The organism is Fibrobacter sp. UWH5, from assembly GCF_900142505.1.
Classification (GTDB): Bacteria; Fibrobacterota; Fibrobacteria; order Fibrobacterales; family Fibrobacteraceae; genus Fibrobacter.
Map to the genome: position 1 here is coordinate 15,648 of NZ_FRBB01000016.1, position 20,590 is coordinate 36,237.

At 48.5% G+C, this 20,590-nt stretch carries 11 protein-coding genes; 8 read left to right on the plus strand and 3 right to left on the minus strand.

Annotation, left to right across the window (positions count from 1 at the left end):
• Positions 1–9 precede the first annotated feature (9 nt).
• The 3 genes from BUB38_RS12025 to BUB38_RS12035 are packed head-to-tail and all read right to left on the minus strand — an operon-like array spanning position 10 to position 5,705.
• The gene (locus BUB38_RS12025) at positions 10–1,929 is read right to left on the minus strand and encodes a polysaccharide biosynthesis protein (protein WP_073160882.1); all 1,920 of its coding nucleotides are present in this window, start codon (positions 1,927–1,929) and stop codon (positions 10–12) included.
• 52 nt (positions 1,930–1,981) lie between these two features.
• Positions 1,982–3,601, minus strand: a complete 1,620-nt coding sequence (locus BUB38_RS12030; protein WP_249269348.1) for a hypothetical protein — start codon at positions 3,599–3,601, stop codon at positions 1,982–1,984.
• Entirely contained in the window at positions 3,561–5,705 is a 2,145-nt protein-coding gene (locus BUB38_RS12035; RefSeq protein ID WP_073160884.1) for a polysaccharide biosynthesis tyrosine autokinase, read from the minus strand. The genes BUB38_RS12030 and BUB38_RS12035 overlap by 41 nt, the downstream gene beginning before the upstream one ends.
• Positions 5,706–5,868: 163 nt before the next feature.
• Between BUB38_RS12035 and aqpZ the strand changes: the two genes are divergently transcribed.
• The 8 genes from aqpZ to BUB38_RS12075 all read left to right on the plus strand — a co-directional run bounded on the left by aqpZ (position 5,869) and on the right by BUB38_RS12075 (position 20,538).
• Entirely contained in the window at positions 5,869–6,588 is a 720-nt protein-coding gene (gene aqpZ, locus BUB38_RS12040) for an aquaporin Z (RefSeq protein ID WP_073160886.1), read from the plus strand.
• A 206-nt stretch (positions 6,589–6,794) separates the two neighbouring features.
• Positions 6,795–9,080, plus strand: coding sequence for a CotH kinase family protein (locus tag BUB38_RS12045; protein ID WP_254794954.1), 2,286 nt, complete (start codon positions 6,795–6,797; stop codon positions 9,078–9,080).
• 154 nt (positions 9,081–9,234) lie between these two features.
• Positions 9,235–11,352: an FISUMP domain-containing protein gene (locus tag BUB38_RS12050; RefSeq protein ID WP_175547685.1), complete on the plus strand. Its 2,118-nt coding sequence runs from the start codon at positions 9,235–9,237 to the stop codon at positions 11,350–11,352.
• A 26-nt stretch (positions 11,353–11,378) separates the two neighbouring features.
• Positions 11,379–14,195 (plus strand): FISUMP domain-containing protein, encoded by a 2,817-nt coding sequence (locus BUB38_RS12055; protein WP_073160892.1) that lies wholly within the window; start codon positions 11,379–11,381, stop codon positions 14,193–14,195.
• A gap of 110 nt (positions 14,196–14,305) precedes the next feature.
• A complete protein-coding gene (locus tag BUB38_RS12060; protein WP_073160894.1) occupies positions 14,306–16,000 on the plus strand; it encodes a diphosphate--fructose-6-phosphate 1-phosphotransferase in 1,695 nt (564 codons plus the stop codon).
• A 144-nt stretch (positions 16,001–16,144) separates the two neighbouring features.
• Complete coding sequence (locus BUB38_RS12065) at positions 16,145–18,505, plus strand: efflux RND transporter permease subunit (protein ID WP_073160896.1); 2,361 nt, start codon at positions 16,145–16,147, stop codon at positions 18,503–18,505.
• A gap of 2 nt (positions 18,506–18,507) precedes the next feature.
• Complete coding sequence (locus tag BUB38_RS12070; RefSeq protein ID WP_073160898.1) at positions 18,508–19,299, plus strand: outer membrane lipoprotein-sorting protein; 792 nt, start codon at positions 18,508–18,510, stop codon at positions 19,297–19,299.
• A 24-nt stretch (positions 19,300–19,323) separates the two neighbouring features.
• Positions 19,324–20,538 carry a DUF1302 family protein gene (locus BUB38_RS12075; RefSeq protein WP_083542168.1) on the plus strand — a complete coding sequence of 405 codons (1,215 nt, stop codon included), beginning with the start codon at positions 19,324–19,326 and terminating at the stop codon, positions 20,536–20,538.
• The last annotated feature ends 52 nt before the right edge of the window (positions 20,539–20,590 follow it).

Below are 20,590 nucleotides of genomic sequence, written 5' to 3' on the forward strand. Positions count from 1 at the left end.
GTCGACCCCCTATAGGGCCTTCATCATTACGGTCTTGTTGAATTCTTCGGGTGTAGTAAAAGTAGGCACTATGTCATGCAGGGCGCTGATGGCAGCCTTGTCGTCATTTTTCTTGGCCGCATTACGCAAGGTCCACAGCGCCACAATAAACTGATCCATGTCGATTTCGATCTGCTTTCCGATAAAGATCAGCTTGTTCTTTGTGCGCAGCAACCCCTCTTCGTTCATGAGGAGTTCTTCCTTGATCTTTTCGCCGGGGCGTAAACCGGTAAACTTGATTTCCACATCCTTGTAGGGCACCTTGCCGTACATGCGAATCAGGTTCTCGGCCAGGCTAACGATCTTGACCGGCTGGCCCATGTCCAGCACAAAGATTTCGCCACCCTTGGCAATGGAGGCCGCTTCCATCACCAGGCTCACCGCCTCGGGAATGGTCATAAAGTAGCGGATTATGTCGGGGTGGGTCACGGTCACGGGGCCGCCCTTTTCGATCTGGCGCTTAAACAGGGGGATCACGCTACCGTTGCTGCCCAGCACGTTTCCAAAACGGGTGGTCACGAACTCGGTCTTGCTGCCGGCCTGCTGGCTCAGGTACTGCACGATCATTTCGCAGCAGCGCTTGCTAGCCCCCATGACGTTGGTGGGGTTCACGGCCTTATCGGTACTGATCATCACGAACTTCTGTACATTGTTGAACAGGGCCAGGCAACCCATGTTAAAGGTACCCATCACGTTGTTCTTGATGGCTTCCATGGGGTTGTGTTCCATAAGGGGCACATGCTTGTGGGCGGCGGCATGGAACACCACGTCGGGCTTGTAGGTCTTGAAGATTTCGTTCATGCGGAAGTAGTCTCGCACACTGGCAATCAGGGTCACCAGGTTCAGTTCCTTGCCATATTCCATGACCAGTTCCTGCTGGATATCGTAGGCATTGTTTTCGTAAATGTCTATGATAATCACCTGCTTGGGATTGTACTTGGCAATCTGGCGTACCAGTTCGCTACCGATACTGCCACCGCCGCCACTAACCATGCAGACCTTGCCTTCGATAAAGTTGCGCACATCCTTGTTGTTGAACTTGATTGGTTCACGGCCCAGCAGGTCTTCTACCTTGATGTCGCGGATCTGGCCCACGTAATTGCCGGATTCCACAATATTGCCCAGGAAGGGGACCACCTTTACAGGCAGGTTGGTGTCGTTACAGATTTCCAAAATTTTCTGGCGGTCGGGGGCCGGGCAGCTGGGAATGCAGAAAAGGATTTCTTCGATGCGTTCGAGCCTTGCGATTTTTGGGATTTCGCTGGTACCGCCGGCAACAAGAACCCCTTCAAAGGTCTTACCGATCTTATCACGGTCATCATCAATCAGGCAAACAGGATTGATCTTGCTGGCCGCATTGTCAGATGACATATCTTCCGAGGCCACCTTGAATTCACGGAGCAAAGCCAAAGAGGCGCTGCCGGCACCAATGATCATGGTGCGCTTGCGGTGGGCTTCGTCTATGCCGGTCTTAAGGAGCACCATAAAGGCATCCTTGAACAGGTAGCGGAAAGCGCAAATGCCAAAGGTCGCCACGATAAAGTGGAGGATCTGAAACTCAATGAATACTTTTTCGGTAGTCAGGTACAGCAAGAAGTATCCCAGGAACATGCCCAAAAGGCAGCCATAGATACAGCTCAGGTAATCCTTCTTGCTAAAATAGCGCCACAGCTTATTGTAGGCCCCCATAAAAATCAGGGAACCAAAGCAGGTCAATACAGTCAATGCAAAAATGACAATGAGGTCGGGGCGTCCGATACGTTCTGCAAACAAAGGGAGAGGAACATTCGCTACTAGCCCTGCAAAAACAACGATGCATGCATCCGCTACAGCCAACAAACGCTTTCGCAACCTGAAGTTGGCAAACAGTAGACGAATTTTATTTAGCATAAGCCACTCCCTTTTTATATACCCATGCTCCAGGATTCGTAAAATATAGAAACTACCACATGAGTGTGGTGCGCACATTTACTGCAGGGTCGCTTCCAAAGGTGTATTCCCCCATGAATCCAACATACACGCCCCTAAAATCAAGGGCGACGGTACCATTGTAGTGCATTTTTGCACCATGTATAAAGTGCTTTTCTGCCCATTTGTAGGGGTCATCAATGCTGCTGCCGTAATCATCACCCTTCCAGAGCCACTGACTACGGTAACTCATAAATATACTGCGAGTCGTCGCAGACTTATCTAAGGTCATTCTACCATATATGGCCCAGTCGATACTCAAGCTATTCGGTCCATTGGGATTTCCTAGAGGCATTCCCAGGTGAGCCATCTGGGCCATAGCTGTATCATAATGACCATAGGTGTATGGTTCTACACGGGCAATTTCTGCGATAGTTCCGGCTTCAATCTTTTTTTCCTTAAGATAAAAGTCATGGGACACTTGCATACCCGCCATGGCAGCCCAACGGTTATTGCTGTACTTGTTTTCGTATACGGCCATGGGAGACTCCAGGTCATCCAAGAAGAATTCACCATAGATTCGAGCCGTATTGAATAGACGATAATTCAAATCCATAGATAGAGCGCCGTTATTCACTCGTTCGGTGTAATTCCCCTTTTCGATAAACAGGGGTACCACGGGAACAAAGAGCCAAGGTTTATTTTCGTTGTACAGGATTTGCAATTCGCTTATGCCAACCACCAAGTCGTTTTTGAACAAGTTAAGTTCGTAACGGTGTGCATACAGATTACGATCATTCAGGTTATCCTTGCTGTAACTCCAGCTGTTGACACGGAGGTCTGCGTAGGCGCTTAGTACATGGAGGGGACCAAACTTAAAATCCAGGGAAATCATGTTATAAGGGAGCGCAAACTGGTTTAAAGACAAATTATTGTAATAACCGGGCCCCCAGTGCATTACATCTCGGGCAAGTTCCAGCCTGGCAAAAGCATAGTTCAAACCAAGGTGGGCGCGATAACGGGAATAGCTAACGTAATCGGCTCCGCCGTCATTGCTATTTTCACTTTGAACATCAAAGACTTCCCCATCATAACTCTTGGGTTTACGTTTGGCGCCCTTATTGACTCCTGCACTGTGCGCTTCAGAATACATACGGGCATCAAGGTCAAAATCCAGGGAATCGGCAAAGCCTCGAATGTAAAGACCAGCATCAACACCAGGCCAAATAGTATCGTCTAGGGCTTCGCCTCCGCGAAAGTCAATTCCAAGTATAGGAGAAACGGCAACTGCATAAACGTGGGGACCGCCAACGAACACATCGCCGATAGTATCCGCAATGCTTGCCATGGCGCGGGCTTCCGTTTCATTGAAGTGTGTGCGGAAGGTGGTATCGCGGGCAGGGTATGCAAAGAACTGTCTACCCTCCCCTATGGTATGCCTATGGTATTCCAACAACATGGGCATATAATCCAGCCCACGAAGGTTACGGTTATGTTCGGTTCCGTGTACAGGAGATGCAGCAAAAGCGGTATTTGCCAACAAACCAAGCAAGGCAAAGGCTACAGCAACCGCACCCAAGAAAGCAAAAACGCCACGAGTCTCGGAATCATCCTTACTTTTTCTTGGAGTAATACCCATAGTATCCATAACCATAACCGTATCCATAACGGCCGGTTTCACGTTCGCAGTGGTTCATCACAAAGGCCTTTGGCTTTTCTCCAAAGCGATTCATCTTGGTCATCGCCTCGGAAATTTCATCCATGCTATGCTTTCCATAATGCAGAACAAACAGGCTGAAATCGGCAGCAGGGTAAATCAATTCGGCATCGGTCACCATGCTCATGGGTGGGGTATCCACAATAATTACATCGAATTGTTTGCGGGCCTCATCAAGCATGCTCCTAAAGTTTTCACCACGCAATAGTTCACTGGGCGACAGCTTCGTGTGTCCAGCAGAAATAACAAACAAGTTTTCAATATCAGAGGTTGCAACTGCAACTCCAAATTCACACAAACCTCCCAGCACTTCAGCCAGACCCATTTTACTACTGCTACGATGCACGCCTCGACGCATATCCGCATCAATCAGCAAAGTGCGCTTGCCAGACGTAGCGTGTAGTGCAGCCAAGTTAGAAGAAACAAAACTCTTACCTACACCAGGAATAAGACCAGACACCATGATTACAGGATGGGTCTGAGACGGAACCGTAAAATCCACAGAGGTAAGCAAACTGCGGAAGGCTTCGCTTGCCGGATCTTCAGGTTGAGAAACAACCAAGGGAACCAAATTGCGACGACGTGCCTTCATGACCTTACCATGACGTTCAGGAATCTTTGCGAAAACACTGATACTCGTAGCCTTTTCCACCTCAGTTGTACTACGGACGCCGTTGTGGAGCATACGCATAAGGAACACCAGCAACACCGCAACCATGAAGGATGCGGCAACGCAGCAGATAAGGATGTTCAACTTCTTGGGTTTGCTGGGGCGATCTTCCACCATGGCATAGTCCACCACGCGTACGTTACCCACTTCGCCGGCACGAACCACGCGAAGTTGCTGGATGTTGTTGAGCATGGTATTATAAATAGCATTGTTCACCTGCACATCTTCCTGCAGGCGCATCACTTCTTGCTGAGTCAAGGGCATCTTAGCTGCGCTAGCCTTCAACTTAGAAAGTTCGCCCTTCAACTTGTCCTGCTGCTTAGCAATGGTACGCACTGCCGGGTGTTCATCTTTGAACAAGCGAGTAGCTTCCTGATATTCCTGCTGCAGCTTCAGCAACTGCTTCTGCAAGTCCACTTCTTTCTGCAAATGAACCTGAGTTTCACCAGTCATGTCCACAGAACCAATCTTATGGCGGTAATCGGCCAGGATCTTTTCGGCGGTGTCCAACTTGGCCTTAACACCGGGTAACTGTTTTTCTAGGAATTCCAAAGTCTTTTCGGCTTCGGCACTACGCTTTTCTACATTGTGGCGCACATAGGTATTTGCAATGGCATTCAGGATTGTTGCGGAACGATCAGCATAGCGATGTTTAAGGGAAACGGCCAGAATACCGGTCTGCTTCCCCTTTTCGCTAACAGATAACTTTCGGGCTAGGCTACGAATGGCGGCCAGTGGCTTAAGTTGCTGTAGTACAAATTCCTGACCGACGGCTGCGCGAATCAGGCGCACACGCATCACCAACGTATCACCGGCATAGGGAGCGCGAACAGTTTCGCCGACTTCAGCTTCTACAAGTTTTGCCCCTTCGGGAGTAATGACGGCATAGGAATTAGCGCCCGTCACCGTGGCAGTCCAGCGGTCACGGCGGGCAATTTCTGGAATATCCAGTTCGTCGATGTCCATGCGACCTTCGCGATGGAGCAGGCGATCCATCTTGCCTACCGGAATGGCATTAAAGCGCAGATGCTCCTCTTCAACCACATAGGCAAGCACGCTACGGCTCTTAACCAGTTCGATTTCGGCGTCGGCGGGGCTAGTCATATCCAACAGGGCACCCATTTCGCCCATGGCTCGGGTAGCCTTGTTTCCGCGAATATCAATCTGCAGCATGGCGTCGCTTGTAAATTCGGGACGAATCCAGTTCATGACCAGACAGCCAATCAGTGCGCCAACAACCATAAAGGTTGCAATAAAAAACTTCTTAGACCAGAGAATACCAATGGCTTCTATCAATGTGATGGTATCCCCAGCCCTCTGGGGAAGCAGACCTGCCAAATTGATAGTCGCTTTCTGTTCGTTCGTTTCCATACAATACTCCTAGTGGTGCCAAATATAACATTTATGTAATATTTTGGAGAGGTGATACTAGTCACTAGCCAGTGATATACACAATTTGTATTTTAGAAAACAACCAAAAAACACTGCCCCCACCCCATCCTAACCCCACGGGGGCAAAATATGGAGATGTAACATGAAACTGTTTTCTCGTGCAATTGCAGAAGCAATCGGTACTTTCTGGCTGGTCTTGGGCGGCTGCGGCTCCGCAGTCCTCGCTTGCGGCGTCCCCACAACCGGCATCGGTTACGTTGGCGTTTCTCTCGCCTTCGGTCTTACCGTTCTGACCATGGCCTATGCCATTGGCCATATTTCCGGTTGCCACCTGAACCCTGCAGTTACCCTGGGCCTTGTCATGGGCGGCCGTTTCTCTGCCAAGGAAGCTCCGGCTTACATCGTCGCACAGATTTTGGGCGGTATCGTCGCAGCAGGTATCCTTCTGCTGGTGGCATGCCCCAACCTGACTAACGCAGGCATCGGTGCCTTCGCCACTAACGGCTGGTCCGATTCCCTGGTAAACGGCGTGAACGCCTTCGGTGGCAAGGCCACTGGCATGGGCACCGCATTTATCGTCGAAATGGTCCTCACAGGCATCTTCCTGTTCGTGATCATGGGCGCAACCGATAGCCGCGCTCCCGCAGGCTTCGCCCCCATCGCCATCGGCCTCTGCCTCACCCTGATCCACCTGATTTCTATCCCCGTAACCAACACCTCCGTGAACCCGGCCCGTTCCACTGCAATGGCCGTATTTGTTGGCGGTGCAGCTATAAAGCAGCTGTGGCTCTTCTGGGTAGCCCCCATTCTCGGCGGCTGCATCGGCGGTTTCGCCTACAAGATGCTGGGCAAGTCCAAGTAATCGTCAAACGTACTAGCCCGCTCTAAAGGCAAAATAACGGAACTTTTAGTTTCTAGATGGCGTGACTTCGGTCATGCCATCCTTTTTTTTATGCCCAAAGAATGTAAAGAAAACCTTATAATTGTACTTATATGGGAATCTTTAGTTAATTTGAGGCTTGGTAGTGTGTGGTTTTGGATTGATTTAGTTTCACTTTGAGGTGTTTTGTGAATAAGAAAATCGTCCGTATGTCTGTAATGGCACGTTATGCCCTGGCAGGATCTTTAATTTTGGGTACAGCTCTTGGAACAACAGCCTGTTCCGACGACAGTTCAACCGGCGCTGATGATAGCACCACCGGAGAGCTGATCAATTCCAGCGAATCTAGCGAACCTATTTACGACGAAAACGGCAATATCATTTCTAGCGCAAGCGGAGATGTTCCCCCTGTCGACCCCAACAATCCTGCCCCCCTCAGCAGCGCCGGTGTCGTGGACCCGAACAATCCCTCCCCCAATTCCAACGGTTCCACGGAACCCACCCCGGTGGACCCCAATAATCCTGTACCTACCAGCAGCGCAGGCGTCATTACGGAACCTTCTTCCAGCGCCCTCAAGGAATATGACGACAACCACGCTCCCAAGGAGAGCTTCTTGCCGCCGGCAGGTTTCTATACCAGTTTGACCATCGATCCGCCTACCCCCCAAAAGGGAGGCCAGATCAAGTGTACCTTCGATGGCTCCTTCCCCACCCAGAATTCCGAAAGCATTACAGCAGCCAAGCCGATTACCGAAAACACCGTGATCCGCTGCTCTGAATTTGTAAATGGGCAAGCCGCAGATACAACAACGCAAACATATTTTATTAACGAAAGTGTGACCATGCCTGTGGTCGCCCTGACGGTGAATCACCACGACATGTTCGACTCCACCGATGGCCTTTATGCTACAGGCCCCCTGACCAACAACCAGGGCGGCGGCATGTGGGATATAGGCGGTTTCGGTGCCACCGACAACAACAATCCCAAGTGCAGCGAACCCTGTAAGCAGGCCAACTTCTGGAAGGATACAGAACTCCCTGTCCATGTAGAATTCTTCGAAAACGGAAGTTCCACCAAGACCAAGAACTGGGAATTTGATGCCGGCATCTCTATTATCGGAAACTACAGCCGCTATAAGCCCAAGAAGAGCGTCGCCATCAAGATGGATAATGACAACTATGGCGACAAGACCTTAAAGTATTCCCTGTTCAAGACCCGCCCCGAAGCCAAGAAGTTCAAGGCATTCAACCTCCGCAACAACGGTAACCGCTTCTGGACAGACTACTTTGGCGACCCCATGCTGGTAAGCCTCATGGAAGGTACCGAAGTGGACTACCAGCGTAGCCGCCAGGTGGTGGTATTCTACAACGGCGAATACTTCGGCATCCACGACATGCGCGAACGCCTGAACCGCAGTTTTGCCGAAACCAACTACGGTGTCGACAGCAAGAGCATCAACGTTGTCAAGAACTGCAGCAACGGCGACGAAGGCTATCAGAATGGTTGGTGCCCCAGCGGTACCAACGGAGCCTCGGCTAATGAATTCGCACAGCTGGTAAATACGATTACCAGTGGCAACTTCGAAGGCGAAAACAACCAGCAGTACGAAGAAGTCAAGAAGAAACTGAACATAAGCAGTTTCGCCCAGTATATGATTGCCGAAATGTATATCCACAACGGCGACTGGCCCAACAACAACATCCGTTTCTGGGGTAGCCCCGCCAATGGCCAGCCCTTCAAGGCCATGATCTTCGACGTGGACCATGGTTACGGCTTTAGCCCGGGTATTACCGGCTTCGATACCGAAAGCCAAAATATGTTCCAGTGGGTTCTGGGTAGCGCAACCATGGATAACAACAATGGAGGCAACCAGGGTGGCAACCAGGGCGGCATAGGTGGTATCGGCGGCTTCGGCGGCGGTATGGGCGGCTGGGGCATGGGCTCCACCACCACACTGGGCAACATGCTAAAGAAACTCCTGGCCAACCCCGATTTCAAGCGTCTGTTCATTAACCAGTCCTGCATCTTGCTGAACAGCTACCTGACTTACGAAAAGGTCCAGGCCGCCGTACAGAATATGCTGGCCACCATTCCCAGTAGCGAACAGTCCCGCGACGAACAGCGCTGGCCCCGTAACCAGAGCAGCTTTACCTGGGCCCCCTCCGGCAGCGATTTGCTGCGATTCGCACAGAACCGCACCGAAACCACCCGCCAGGAACTGGCCAACTACTTCGGCCTTTCCGGTGAAGTTTCTGTAACCCTGTCTGCAAGCGGTAACGGCAAGATCTATGTCGATGAAATGGCCCTCCCCAGCACCACTTACCAGGGCAAATTCCTGGCAGGAAACCCGCTGAAGCTTACCGCCGTGGCCGTATCGGGAGGCGTATTCACGGGATGGTCTGACGGATCTACTGAGAATCCTCGCCTGGTTGAACCTAGCGCAGGTATGACTTTGACGGCTCAATTCAAATAAGATTTCTCTATCGGTTTAGAAGATTTCAGAAAAACGTGGTGCTTCGGCATCACGTTTTTTGCGATTTAAAGCACAGTTTAACACAAAAAAGGTTAACGTCCCTACCTTTTTAGTTAAAAAAAAATATCTTAATCAAGTGTGAATGGAGAATTTTATGATTAAGCATTTAATTTTTCCCTTTTTAGTTTTTTTGACGGCTTTGTGCTTTACGAACTGTAGTACAATTGAAATTAGTGCTGCTGACAAAAATATCGAAGATGCAAATGGTATTCACCACGATACCGTGTATACTACTGACTCCCTGAGACAATTCTACATCCTCAACGATTCCATCGACAATGTCGACACGGTAAAGTTGGATTCAATTAGGGCAGTCATTGTCACTCACAACGATACCATCTATCTAGATAGCATAACTTACCTGGTAGATTCCTCTGCCGCCAAGGAATTTGAAAAACTGGTAAGCCTGGATTCCTGCGCAAAGGAATGGGAAAACTTTAGGGTAAACATCCCCAAGGGAAAGACATACATTTGTAAAGATGGTTCCTGGTCTGTCTATGTAGACTACACCTTGAATAATGCGGCAGTTACAGGCATGGCCCAGAAGGGGCCTCTCGCCTACCAGTCTAACGTAACCATTACCGAATTAACCCTGGATTCCCTTAAAAAGACGAGTAATAGTTTCAGCGACAAGATTTCTGGTAATATGGGGGAATTCGTGATTCCCAAGGTCACCCTGCAAAATCCCATTGTAGAAGTAGAAGCCGAAGGAACATTCCTTAACGAAGTTACCGGAAAGTGGAGTTTACAGAAGGTGACGCTCCAGGCAATTTCCAAGTTGAGCCACAAGGATTCAACCATCAGCCGCGACAGTGTCAACGTGAATCTGCTGACCCACCTGGAGTACCCCCGCGTAAAAAGACTGTATATGAAGGGCTACAGCGTTGATGCCGCCAAGAAGCAAGCTCAGCAGGAAATCATGAATGCACTAGGACTGGGAACTACCGTAGAACACGCCGAAGACCTGAACTTGTATGGCGAGAAAGAAGGTGATGGCCTGCTGATGGCGGTTTCGTTACTGTTCCTGAGAGATCTTGACGATTCAACCGCTTTGGCAAACATTGAATCCTTCCGCAATGACCTGGCGATCAATGGTGTCTGGAACGATTCTGCATTGAAGAAGGATATGGCCGACTGGGCCTACAGATTTTACGTTGACGTTAAATCCGTCAATATATCCGTAAACCTAAGCAGTTGGAATATTGCGGGAATCTCTTCATATACAAATTATCTGAATCAGTTCTGGTCAAATAAGTATGGCCTGGGCCAATGCAACTCCTACAGAAAAAACATCATTCTTCACAACAAGTCTGTAGCGGCAAGTTCCACTGAACAGTACTATATCTGCAATGGCACCAACTGGCGCGAGGCAACCACCATTGAAAAAGACACTTATAAATGGAATTCCTGCAAAACCGGAGACATCAAGAAAGGTAATGTTACCGATTCAGTCTATGTTTGCGGATTAGGCAACAATTGGACATATGACTACATGCAAACCTTGTTCCAGATTTGTGATGAGTCCTCAATTGGCAAAGTTGTGGAAGACTCCACTGAAACCCTGTATATTTGTACGGAAGAAGGCTTTGTCCAATATGATGTTGATGACGCATACGTACTTGACACTCGTGACGGCCAGATTTATAAGACTGCCAAGATTGGAACTCAAACCTGGATGGCTGAGAATTTGAATTTCGTGCCTACAGCTGAATCAGACCAAAGTTGGTGTTATGAAGGATTGGGTCCTGTTCAATCAACATCTCCTTGCTCCGAAAGAGGTCGATATTACCGCTGGAATGCCGCACTAAATAAGACAAGATCTTCTTGTGGATATGGAGTTAGTTGCACTTATTCAAACCCCATTCAGGGATCATGTCCTGTAGGTTGGCATATTCCCACATTAGAAGAATGGTATACTCTCATTAATTTTGTGATGAATGAATATTCCAATGCCGTTTTTGCATTAAACTCCACAACCACATGGACAAACTCCAGCTACGCCACCGATATTTATGGATTTAGCATTAAAGCATACGGAAGTAATCCATATGGAAATACTTCGTTCAGCAATGTGGGAACCCATGCAGAATTCTGGACTGCAGATCAGATATCCACAAGCAACAGCTATCAAATTTCATTCAAATACAATAACTACACAATAGAATCCTCGGACAAGGATGATGCCAGAAATATCCGCTGTATCAAGGATTAACCTAAAGGCGAGAAAAAGGATAAATTATGTTGAATAGAAAGATTTATACGATTTTCTTTGCATTCAGCCTTTGGGCAGCTTTGTTCATTTACGGATGTGGCGATGACTCAACATCTAGTGCAACTGAACAAAATGGGAATGCATTTATATATGACACCGTGTATGTCAATGATTCCGTATTCAATATTGACACGTTAAAAATTCTTGATACGCTGTATCGTATCGACACGGTTTTTGTGGATTCCATCATTGGTGTCCTGGTGTTGAATCATGACACTATTTATTTAAAGGATTCCGCAGTCATTGCGGATACGGCAAAAATGAAATCCGTCCTGTCGTTCAAGGAACTCAAATACTGCTTTGATGAATGGGAAGGAAACCGAGTATACACCGTCACCAGTGGATACACCTATGTCTGTAAAGATGAACAATGGGTTCTTGACCGCACAGAACCTTATGCCCTGACAAACGGCACCATTACTGGCGTCGCCCAGAAGGGTCCCTTCATGTTCCATAGCGTAATCAATCTCACGGAACTTTACGGCGATTCCCTTTCAAAGACAACCCGTTCCTATACCGACGAAGTTTCTGGCAACAAGGGTGACTTCGTGATACCCGCCGTAACTCTTGAAAACGGCATCGTGTCCATGGAAGCATCCGGCCGATATTACAATGAAGTCACCGGCACATGGACGACAACTTATATGACATTACAGTCCCTTGTAGAAATTTCTGCAGGCGACCAGAAAAAGGTTGGACGTACCAAAGCGAACATCAATATCCTCACCCACCTGGAATATGACCGCGTATTAAAACTTTATCGGATGGGATATTCTTTAGCTGCTGCAAAAAAACAGGCACAGCAGGAAATCATGAACGCATTCGGGTTCCCCACCAAGATTACCAACGCCGAAGATCTTGACCTGTTCAGCACCGCCAACAACAACGGCGTACTGATGACAATCTCGCTGCTGTTCCTCAGGGATCTGAGCGATTCTCTTACCGCAGAAGAAATCAGTCATTTTAGGCAGGACATTGCCGAAGATGGCCTCTGGCAAGATTCTGCGCAGAAAATCGCCATGGCCGACTGGGCCTATAGTTTTGACAAGAACATTGTTCGCGCTTCGGTGTCCAGCTGGAACATTGCGGAAATCGCATATTTCGATAACAGTATGAATGACTTCTGGCAGAACGCCTATGGCATCGGGAAATGCACCTCTACCCGTAACGCCGAAGTCATGAAGAATCAGAATCCCAACAGTTCTAACAAGGACCGTTACTTCATTTGTCGCTATGGTTCCGCCTGGGATTCTGCAACCACCTACGAAAAGGATACCTATGGCTGGAAGAATGATGAAATAGGAGCCGTTAAAAAAGGTAGCGCAACAGATTCATTCTACGTTTATAATGGCACATGGAGCTATGACCCCTTGCAGACCTTGTTCCAGAAATGCGATTCAACTAAGATAGGCATGATTCTGCTGGACACTCTAAGCAATCTTTACAAGATCTGTAGAGAATCCGGTATTGATGATGCTACCGCCTTGGAATACAACACTTACCAATGGGAAGCAGGAACCCCAGGTGAAATCAAGACTGGTTCCGTCAACCCTGATTATTACTACTACTATGTAGCCGACAGCGCATGGCGAGAAGCCAAGACCGTCGAAGTAGACACCTACCAATGGGAAGACGGTGTTGATGGCGATGTGAAAATGGGATCCGTGAATACCACATACTACTATGTCTGGGATAGTGACGAATCCGCGTGGAGAGCGTCGGCATCAACTCAGGAATCCGACTTGGGCGCATGCACCCAGACAATCGAAGGGGTCTTAAAGACCTACGGTTCCACCTATTACACATGCCATAGCAGGACATGGACTTTATCCACTGATCTTGAAATAGATACCTATGGATGGGAAGCTGGTACGGACGGCGAACTGAAAATAGGATCCGTGAATACAAGAAACTGTTACATCTACAGCGTGGATTCCTGGCAAGCTACAGCAACAACCATGTGCGACACTTATGGCTGGGCCGACGGTACCGAAGGCGAATTCAAGGCAGGAAACATAAATACCACCATCATTTATGTTTGGGATAGCGATGAATCTGCATGGCGCGAAGCTAAGGATGAATTCGAAAAAAATTATGGCGCATGCACAACCAATCGTGAAGGCGAAGAAATTCCGGTTAAGGCATGCACGATGTCCTGCACAGAAAAGGAATGGAGTCGCGCAACATTTACAGACTCTAGAGACGGCCAAAAATACACCTATGTCACAATCGGCACCCAGACCTGGATGGCAGAAAACCTGAATTTCGTGCCTACAGTAGAATCAGGACAAAGCTGGTGCTATGCAGGATCCAGTCCAGTCCAATCAACTTCTCCCTGCTCTGAAAGAGGCAGATATTATCGCTGGAATGCAGCACTGAATAAGACAAGATCTTCTTGTGGATACGGAGCCAGTTGTTCTTATTCGACCCCCATTCAGGGATCATGTCCTGCAGGTTGGCACATTCCCACTAGAGCCGAATGGAATACCTTAATTTCATTCGTGCAAACAGAATACTCCAACGCCGTATATGCTCTCAGAGCCACTACCACATGGACAACCTCTGATAATGCCACAAACGATTACGGATTTGATCTTAAGGCTTACGGAAGCAACCCATATAGCAATGGTTCGTTCAGCAATGTTGGATCTCGCGCAGATTACTGGACTGCAGACCAGTATTCCTCGAACAACGGCTATTACATTTATTTCAGTTCAAGCAGTAGCACAACAGAATACGCCGACAAGGATGATGCCAGAAATATCCGCTGCGTAAAGGACTAAACAAATCACAGGCTTAAATAACAACAAAGAATCTATTTACTATATTTCTCTGCGTATATTTTTTAACCCGTCTGTCGAAAAAGGCAGACTTCTAACCAAAGGAAGAAACAATGGCTGACAATCTGTCCGTCCTCGGCAAGGCTCGCAAGGCCTACCAGCCGAAACTCCCCGTCGCTCTCCGTAAGGGCGCCCTCAATGTCGCACTCAACAAGGGTAAGGCAACTGAATCTGTCTCTGATCAGAAGAAGATCAAGGCTCTGTTCCCCAACACCTACGGTGCTCCCTACATTCAGCTGAAGGCTGGCAAGGCTGCTGGCGAAGCTAAGGCTTTGAACGTTGGCGTTGTTCTTTCTGGCGGTCAGGCACCTGGTGGCCACAACGTTATCGCAGGTCTCTTCGACGGTATCAAGTCCATCAACAAGTCCTCCAAGCTTCTCGGCTTCCTCGGCGGTCCGTCTGGCCTCGAAAACGGCAAGTTCATCGTGATCAACGAAAAGATCATGGACTCCTACCGCAACACTGGTGGATTCGACATCATCCAGTCCGGCCGTACCAAGCTGGAAACTGAAGAACAGTTCAAGAAGTGCATGGCTGTTGCCAAGGCTCAGAAGCTGGACGCCATCGTCATCATCGGCGGTGACGACTCCAACACCAACGCTGCTGTTCTCGGTGAATACTTCCAGGCTAACGGCGCTTCCTGCGTTGTTTGCGGCTGCCCCAAGACTATCGACGGCGACCTCAAGAACGAATACATCGAAACCTCCTTCGGTTTCGACACCGCTGTGAAGACCTACTCTGAACTCATCGGCAACATCATGCGCGATGCTAACTCCGCTCAGAAGTACTGGCACTTCATCAAGCTCATGGGCCGCTCCGCTTCTCACATTGCTCTCGAAGCTGCTCTCCAGACCCACCCGAACGTCTGCTTGATTTCCGAAGAAGTCAAGGCTAAGAAGATGAAGCTGAAGCAGGTCATCAAGTATGTTGCAGACATCGTTGCTGCACGTGCTGCTGACGGCAAGAACTTCGGTGTTGCCCTCATTCCGGAAGGCCTCCTGGAATTCATCCCCGATGTTGGCGTTCTGATTTCTGAACTTTCCGAAGCCCTCGCTCACCACGAAAAGGAAGTTGAAGGCCTCGACACCGCTGCTAAGGTTGAAAAGCTCTGCCAGTGGGTTTCCAAGGCTTCTGCTGAAGTCCTCGTTTCTCTGCCTTCCTTCGTTCAGGCTCAGCTCATGCTGGACCGCGACTCTCATGGCAACGTTCAGGTTTCCCTCATCGAAACCGAAAAGCTCATCATCGACATGGTGAAGAGCGAACTCAAGAGCCGCAAGAACTTCAAGGGCAAGTTCTCCGCTCTCAACCACTTCTTCGGTTACGAAGGCCGTTGCGCAGCTCCGTCCAACTTCGACGCTGACTACTGCTACAGCCTGGGCTACACCGCTTCCGTTCTCGCTTTCAACAAGATGAACGGCTACATGAGCTCTGTTCGCGACCTGACCAAGGGTATCGAAAAGTGGACCGCTGGTGGCATTCCTATCACCATGATGATGAACATGGAACGCCGTCACGGTGCAGACAAGCCGGTTATCCAGAAGGCTCTCGTCGTTCTCGACGGTGCTCCGTTCAAGTTCTTTGCTGCTAACCGCGAAGAATGGGCCAAGACTGAATCCTACACCTATCCGGGTCCGATCCAGTACTGGGGTCCCAGCGAAGTTTGCGACGTTACCAACTTCACCATCAAGCTGGAACGCGGCGCCATGAAGGTTGCTGCTGCTAAGAAGGCTCCGGCCAAGAAGAAGTAATAGTCCGACTTTAATGGATTAAAGGAATCCTCACGCAATAGCGTGAGGGTTCTTTTTTTTGTTTCAACGGATTATTCAAAGCCCATTTGGAGTAGAAAGATACAAGTCCTTGATTGTAGCTTTGGCTACAAAAAAGGGAAAAACATGAACAAGCACAAACTTAATTTGCGTGCAATTAATGAAAGGTATGCGACATTCGCCAACTTTCTCTTGGGCCACCGTTTAATGTTCATCATTGCGACCTTGTTACTCGTCGCTTTAGCATTAGTCGGCACTAAAAAAATCTATTACGAAACATCCTGGGATAGCTACTTCGTAGAAAATGACCCGATGCTTCAGCAGACCGACAAGTTCAAAGAACTTTTCGGCAACGACTACTTTGTAACGGTCCTTACCGAAACAGACAACATCTACACCCCCGAAAACCTCAAGCTACTGCGCGAGCTGAGCGAAGAACTTCGCGACAGCATTTCGTACTCCGACGGTAAAGTTACCTCGCTCACCAACGTGGAATACATGCTCGGCACCGACGAGGGAATGGAAATCACCCAGATTGTGCCCGAAGAGATTCCGCAGAACGAAGAAGGCATGAACCAGATCAAGGAACGCGTGAAGGCTAAATCCGAGCTTTCAAAGAAGCTAGTGACCGAAGACGGAAAACAGACCTGGATTTTATTAAAGCTCCGCCCCTTCCCCGACGATTCTGTATGGAAGGCCGAGGGCAAGATTGCTCCAGATATGCAGACCGGCGAAGAAACCGACCACATTATCGAAAAAGAAAAGTACGCACCGCTACACCCCTATGCAGGCGGCATGCCCTACATGAGCAAGCAGAAAATTAACTTTACCAACAAGGAAATGGGGCGCATCATGGGCATTACCCTCCTGTGCGCCATTTTCGTGATGGTTGTCGTAACCCGCTCACTCCGCGGAGTTGTAGCACCAATCCTTACCACATTTGTAGGCATTCTCCTTACATTTGGTCTTGCAGGCTTTACCGGCATGTACATGGATACGACAACTTCCATGATTCCGCCAATTCTTTCGTTTGCAGTCTCCATCGCCTACAACATCCACCTCTATTCCTTCTTTAGAAAGGAAATGCTGTTGCACGGCAAGAGGCGTACGGCTATCCTTAACGCAGTCAAGGAAACCGGATGGTCCATTACATTTTCTGGCCTTACGACCATTGTCGCCCTGTTTTCGTTCCTTGCCGTTATGCTAAAGCCCATTCGCGCAGTCGGAAGCCTTTCGGCATTGTGCGTTCTGTTTATCCTCGCCGTAGCGCTGGTAATCTCCCCAATCATGTTGAGTTTTGGCAAGGACAAAAAGCCAAGCCCGAAAGTTCTTGAAAAGGGAGATACCGGCCTCGGTTTGAAAATGGAGGCCCTAGGCAAGTTTGTTGATGCTCACTCCAAGGCAATCCTTGCCGTATTTGCAGCTTTGGCACTGGTTTCAGTTGTGGGCATGTTCCGAGTAGAACCTACCTTTGACGTGGAACGCACCATGGGCCGCAAGGTCACCTATGTCGATAGAATCCTCCACATGGCAGAAACAAAGCTCGGTGCCATATATTCCTACGAAATTGCCATAGAATTTCCCAACAACGACGACGCAAAATCTGTCGAAAATCTGAGCAAGCTCGACTCGCTCACTTCCATTGTCAAGGAGTTCAAGCTCACCAAGCGCGTAACCTCCATTCTCGACATCATCAAGGATTTGAACCGCACCCTTAACGAAAATAAGCAGGAACAATACACACTCCCCGCAACCGAAGAGGAAGTGGCTCAGATGCTTTTGCTCTACGAAAATGCGGGCGGAAGCGAATCCAACTACTGGATCGATTACGATTACAAAAACCTGCGCATGATGGTCGAAATCAACACCTATAACAGTAACGAGCTGGAATACGAACTAAAGGACATTACCGAAAAGGCATCCAATCTCTTTAGCAACGCAAAGGTCAGCGCCGTGGGTAACGTTTCCCAGTTTACGACCATGCAGCAGTACCTGGTACGTGGCCAGCTGATTTCCTTTGGCATTTCTGTACTCATAGTCGCCGTACTTTTAATGATTGTATTTGGCAGCGTGCGTACGGGTCTTATCGGCATGATTCCAAACATATCCCCGGCAATATTTGTTGGAGGCTATCTCGGATGGCGAGGAGTCCCGTTGGACATGATGACGGCTACCGTCATCCCCATGATCATTGGCCTTGCAGTAGACGATACAATCCACTTCATTAACCATGGAAAGCTTGAATTCGAACGCACCGGGAAATACACGGAATCCATTTCGAGAGTGTTCAAGACAACGGGTCCGGCCCTTGTTATGACAACCGTTATCATGTGTGTAACCTTTGCAAGTTTTAACACCTCGTGCTGCACAATGTTTTTCAACTTTGGATTCACGATTGTCGTAGGTCTCGCATCCGCCCTGGCAGCCGACTTGTTTGTAACACCTATTCTCATCAAGAAGTTTAAAATCTACGGTAAGGAAGAATAACCATGAAATTCAATTTTGTAGACAAGGCTATCGTTTTTATTTCCGTTCTCCTGACAGGTTTCTGCGCTGTTGCAGCAGAAAGCCTTGACGGCCGCACCATTGCCCAGATGGTAAAGAATCGCCCTGATGGCGACACCCGTACTTCGGATATGGAAATGACTCTCATTAACAAGGGTGGAAGTACTCGAGTGAGAAAAATTTCGAGCATGGCCATGGACGTTGGCAAGGATACGAAGCAAATTATGTTCTTCCTGTACCCCAATGACGTCAAGGGCACCGGGTTCCTGACCATTAACTACGACGATATGAACAAGGATAAGGACAAGTGGCTCTACATGCCTTCGCTCAAGAAGACTCGCCGCATTAGCGGCAAAAGCTCGAAGACGGACTATTTTATGGGCTCCGACTTTACCTTCGACGATATCGGCAAGCGTAACGTAGACGAAGATATCCATACACTCCTCCGCGAGGAATCCAAGAATGGGCATGACTACTGGGTGCTTGAATCAAAACCCAAGAAAAACGACGAAATCTACACCAAGAAAATCTCCTGGATCCGCAAGGACTGCCTCATTCCGGAGCGTGTGGAATACTATGACAAGCTTTCCACCTTGCAGCGAGTCCTCGTAAACGACAATATCGAAAATATTGGAGGTTTCTGGACCAGTACATCCATGAATATGGAAAATGTGCAGACCAAGCACAGCACCCATATTACCTTCAGTAACCAAAAATACGATGTCGAGATAGACCCAAAGATCTTTACGGTCAACCGTCTCGAAAAGGGAAAATAAAACTCGTCTATGGGGTTCTGGATTATGAAAAAGTTTTTATTGAGCATTCCCCTAGCAGCCTCAATCTGCTTTGCGCAAGAAGAGTCTAGCCTGCAATTCAACGGATTCGTTGATTCGTACCATGCCCTACAGACCGATTACCCCCACGAAATACTATCCTCACGAACGCGTATGCGTGGCGAGCTTCGTATGGATTACGAGAACGCCTCGTTATACGCAAGTTTTAACGCCATTTACAATGGCGTAGTCAAAAATAGCTCTGGCATAAATCTCCATGAGGCCTATCTGGATTATGCGAATGGTACAATAGATGTGAAAGTCGGGCGCCAGATTGTCGCATGGGGCGTAGCCGACGGCTTGCGCGTGACGGACCTGATTTCGCCTCTGGACTATACGGAGTTCCTGACGAAAGACTATGACGACACACGCATTTCAATCAATGCGGTTGACTTTAAGTATACTGGCGAAAATGCCATGGCGGAATTTATTTTTGTTCCGGTTCCAGAATACTTTCAGTTCCCCGAAACAACCGATAATCCGTGGTATTTCAAGACGCTACCCGAAAATGCGGAACTAGAGCTAAATAACTATCCCGAAAAACGCATTAAGTACAGCGAATACGGAACCAGGCTTCGCTTTTTCCTTGAAAGCCTAGATATTTCCATTATGGCGTTGCACACTTACAACAAGTTACCCGTAATGGTATCCAGTTACGACTTTAACACAGGGGCTATTCTTGTAAAAGGCGTATACGACCCGATGACCGTCTTTGGCGGCGATATTTCGATGCCCATAGGTGAATTCGTGTTCCGAGGTGAAATTGCGGAATATTTCCACGAGCCACTCGCTCTTGCAAGCGGAACAGCATATTGCCACAAGAATACCTTTAATGCCCTCGCAGGAATCGACTGGTATGCCGGAAATAACTGGACTTTCATGGTGCAGTACCTGCATAAGTACCTGGCCGATTACGAAAAACGATTAAGCTCCGAAAAGAATACCTCCCAGGGGACCTTCCGCATATCGAAGGATTTGTTGAACAATACGCTCAAGCTTTCGCTTTACGGCATGATCGACTTTGACAACAAAAGCTACTATGGCCGCCTATCGGCAGATTACCAGCTCAACGACCAGATTACCCTATCGCTTGGCTATGATTTATTTGGCGGAGACAAGGGGCAGCTAGCCTCCTATGAAGAAAACAGTGGCGTATGGGCCAAGGCAAAATACTTTTTCTGATTGGATTATATAGGGTCCTTTTGGAGTAGCTAAGGGACACCACTAGAATTTA

Bases quoted from the DNA above. Each gene is read 5' to 3' on its own strand.
- BUB38_RS12025 (WP_073160882.1), bottom strand. From the start codon at position 1,929: ATGCTAAATAAAATTCGTCTACTGTTTGCCAACTTCAGGTTGCGAAAG.
- BUB38_RS12030 (WP_249269348.1), bottom strand. From the start codon at position 3,601: ATGGTTATGGATACTATGGGTATTACTCCAAGAAAAAGTAAGGATGAT.
- BUB38_RS12035 (WP_073160884.1), bottom strand. From the start codon at position 5,705: ATGGAAACGAACGAACAGAAAGCGACTATCAATTTGGCAGGTCTGCTT.
- aqpZ (WP_073160886.1), top strand. From the start codon at position 5,869: ATGAAACTGTTTTCTCGTGCAATTGCAGAAGCAATCGGTACTTTCTGG.
- BUB38_RS12050 (WP_175547685.1), top strand. From the start codon at position 9,235: ATGATTAAGCATTTAATTTTTCCCTTTTTAGTTTTTTTGACGGCTTTG.
- BUB38_RS12055 (WP_073160892.1), top strand. From the start codon at position 11,379: ATGTTGAATAGAAAGATTTATACGATTTTCTTTGCATTCAGCCTTTGG.
- BUB38_RS12060 (WP_073160894.1), top strand. From the start codon at position 14,306: ATGGCTGACAATCTGTCCGTCCTCGGCAAGGCTCGCAAGGCCTACCAG.
- BUB38_RS12065 (WP_073160896.1), top strand. From the start codon at position 16,145: ATGAACAAGCACAAACTTAATTTGCGTGCAATTAATGAAAGGTATGCG.
- BUB38_RS12070 (WP_073160898.1), top strand. From the start codon at position 18,508: ATGAAATTCAATTTTGTAGACAAGGCTATCGTTTTTATTTCCGTTCTC.
- BUB38_RS12075 (WP_083542168.1), top strand. From the start codon at position 19,324: ATGAAAAAGTTTTTATTGAGCATTCCCCTAGCAGCCTCAATCTGCTTT.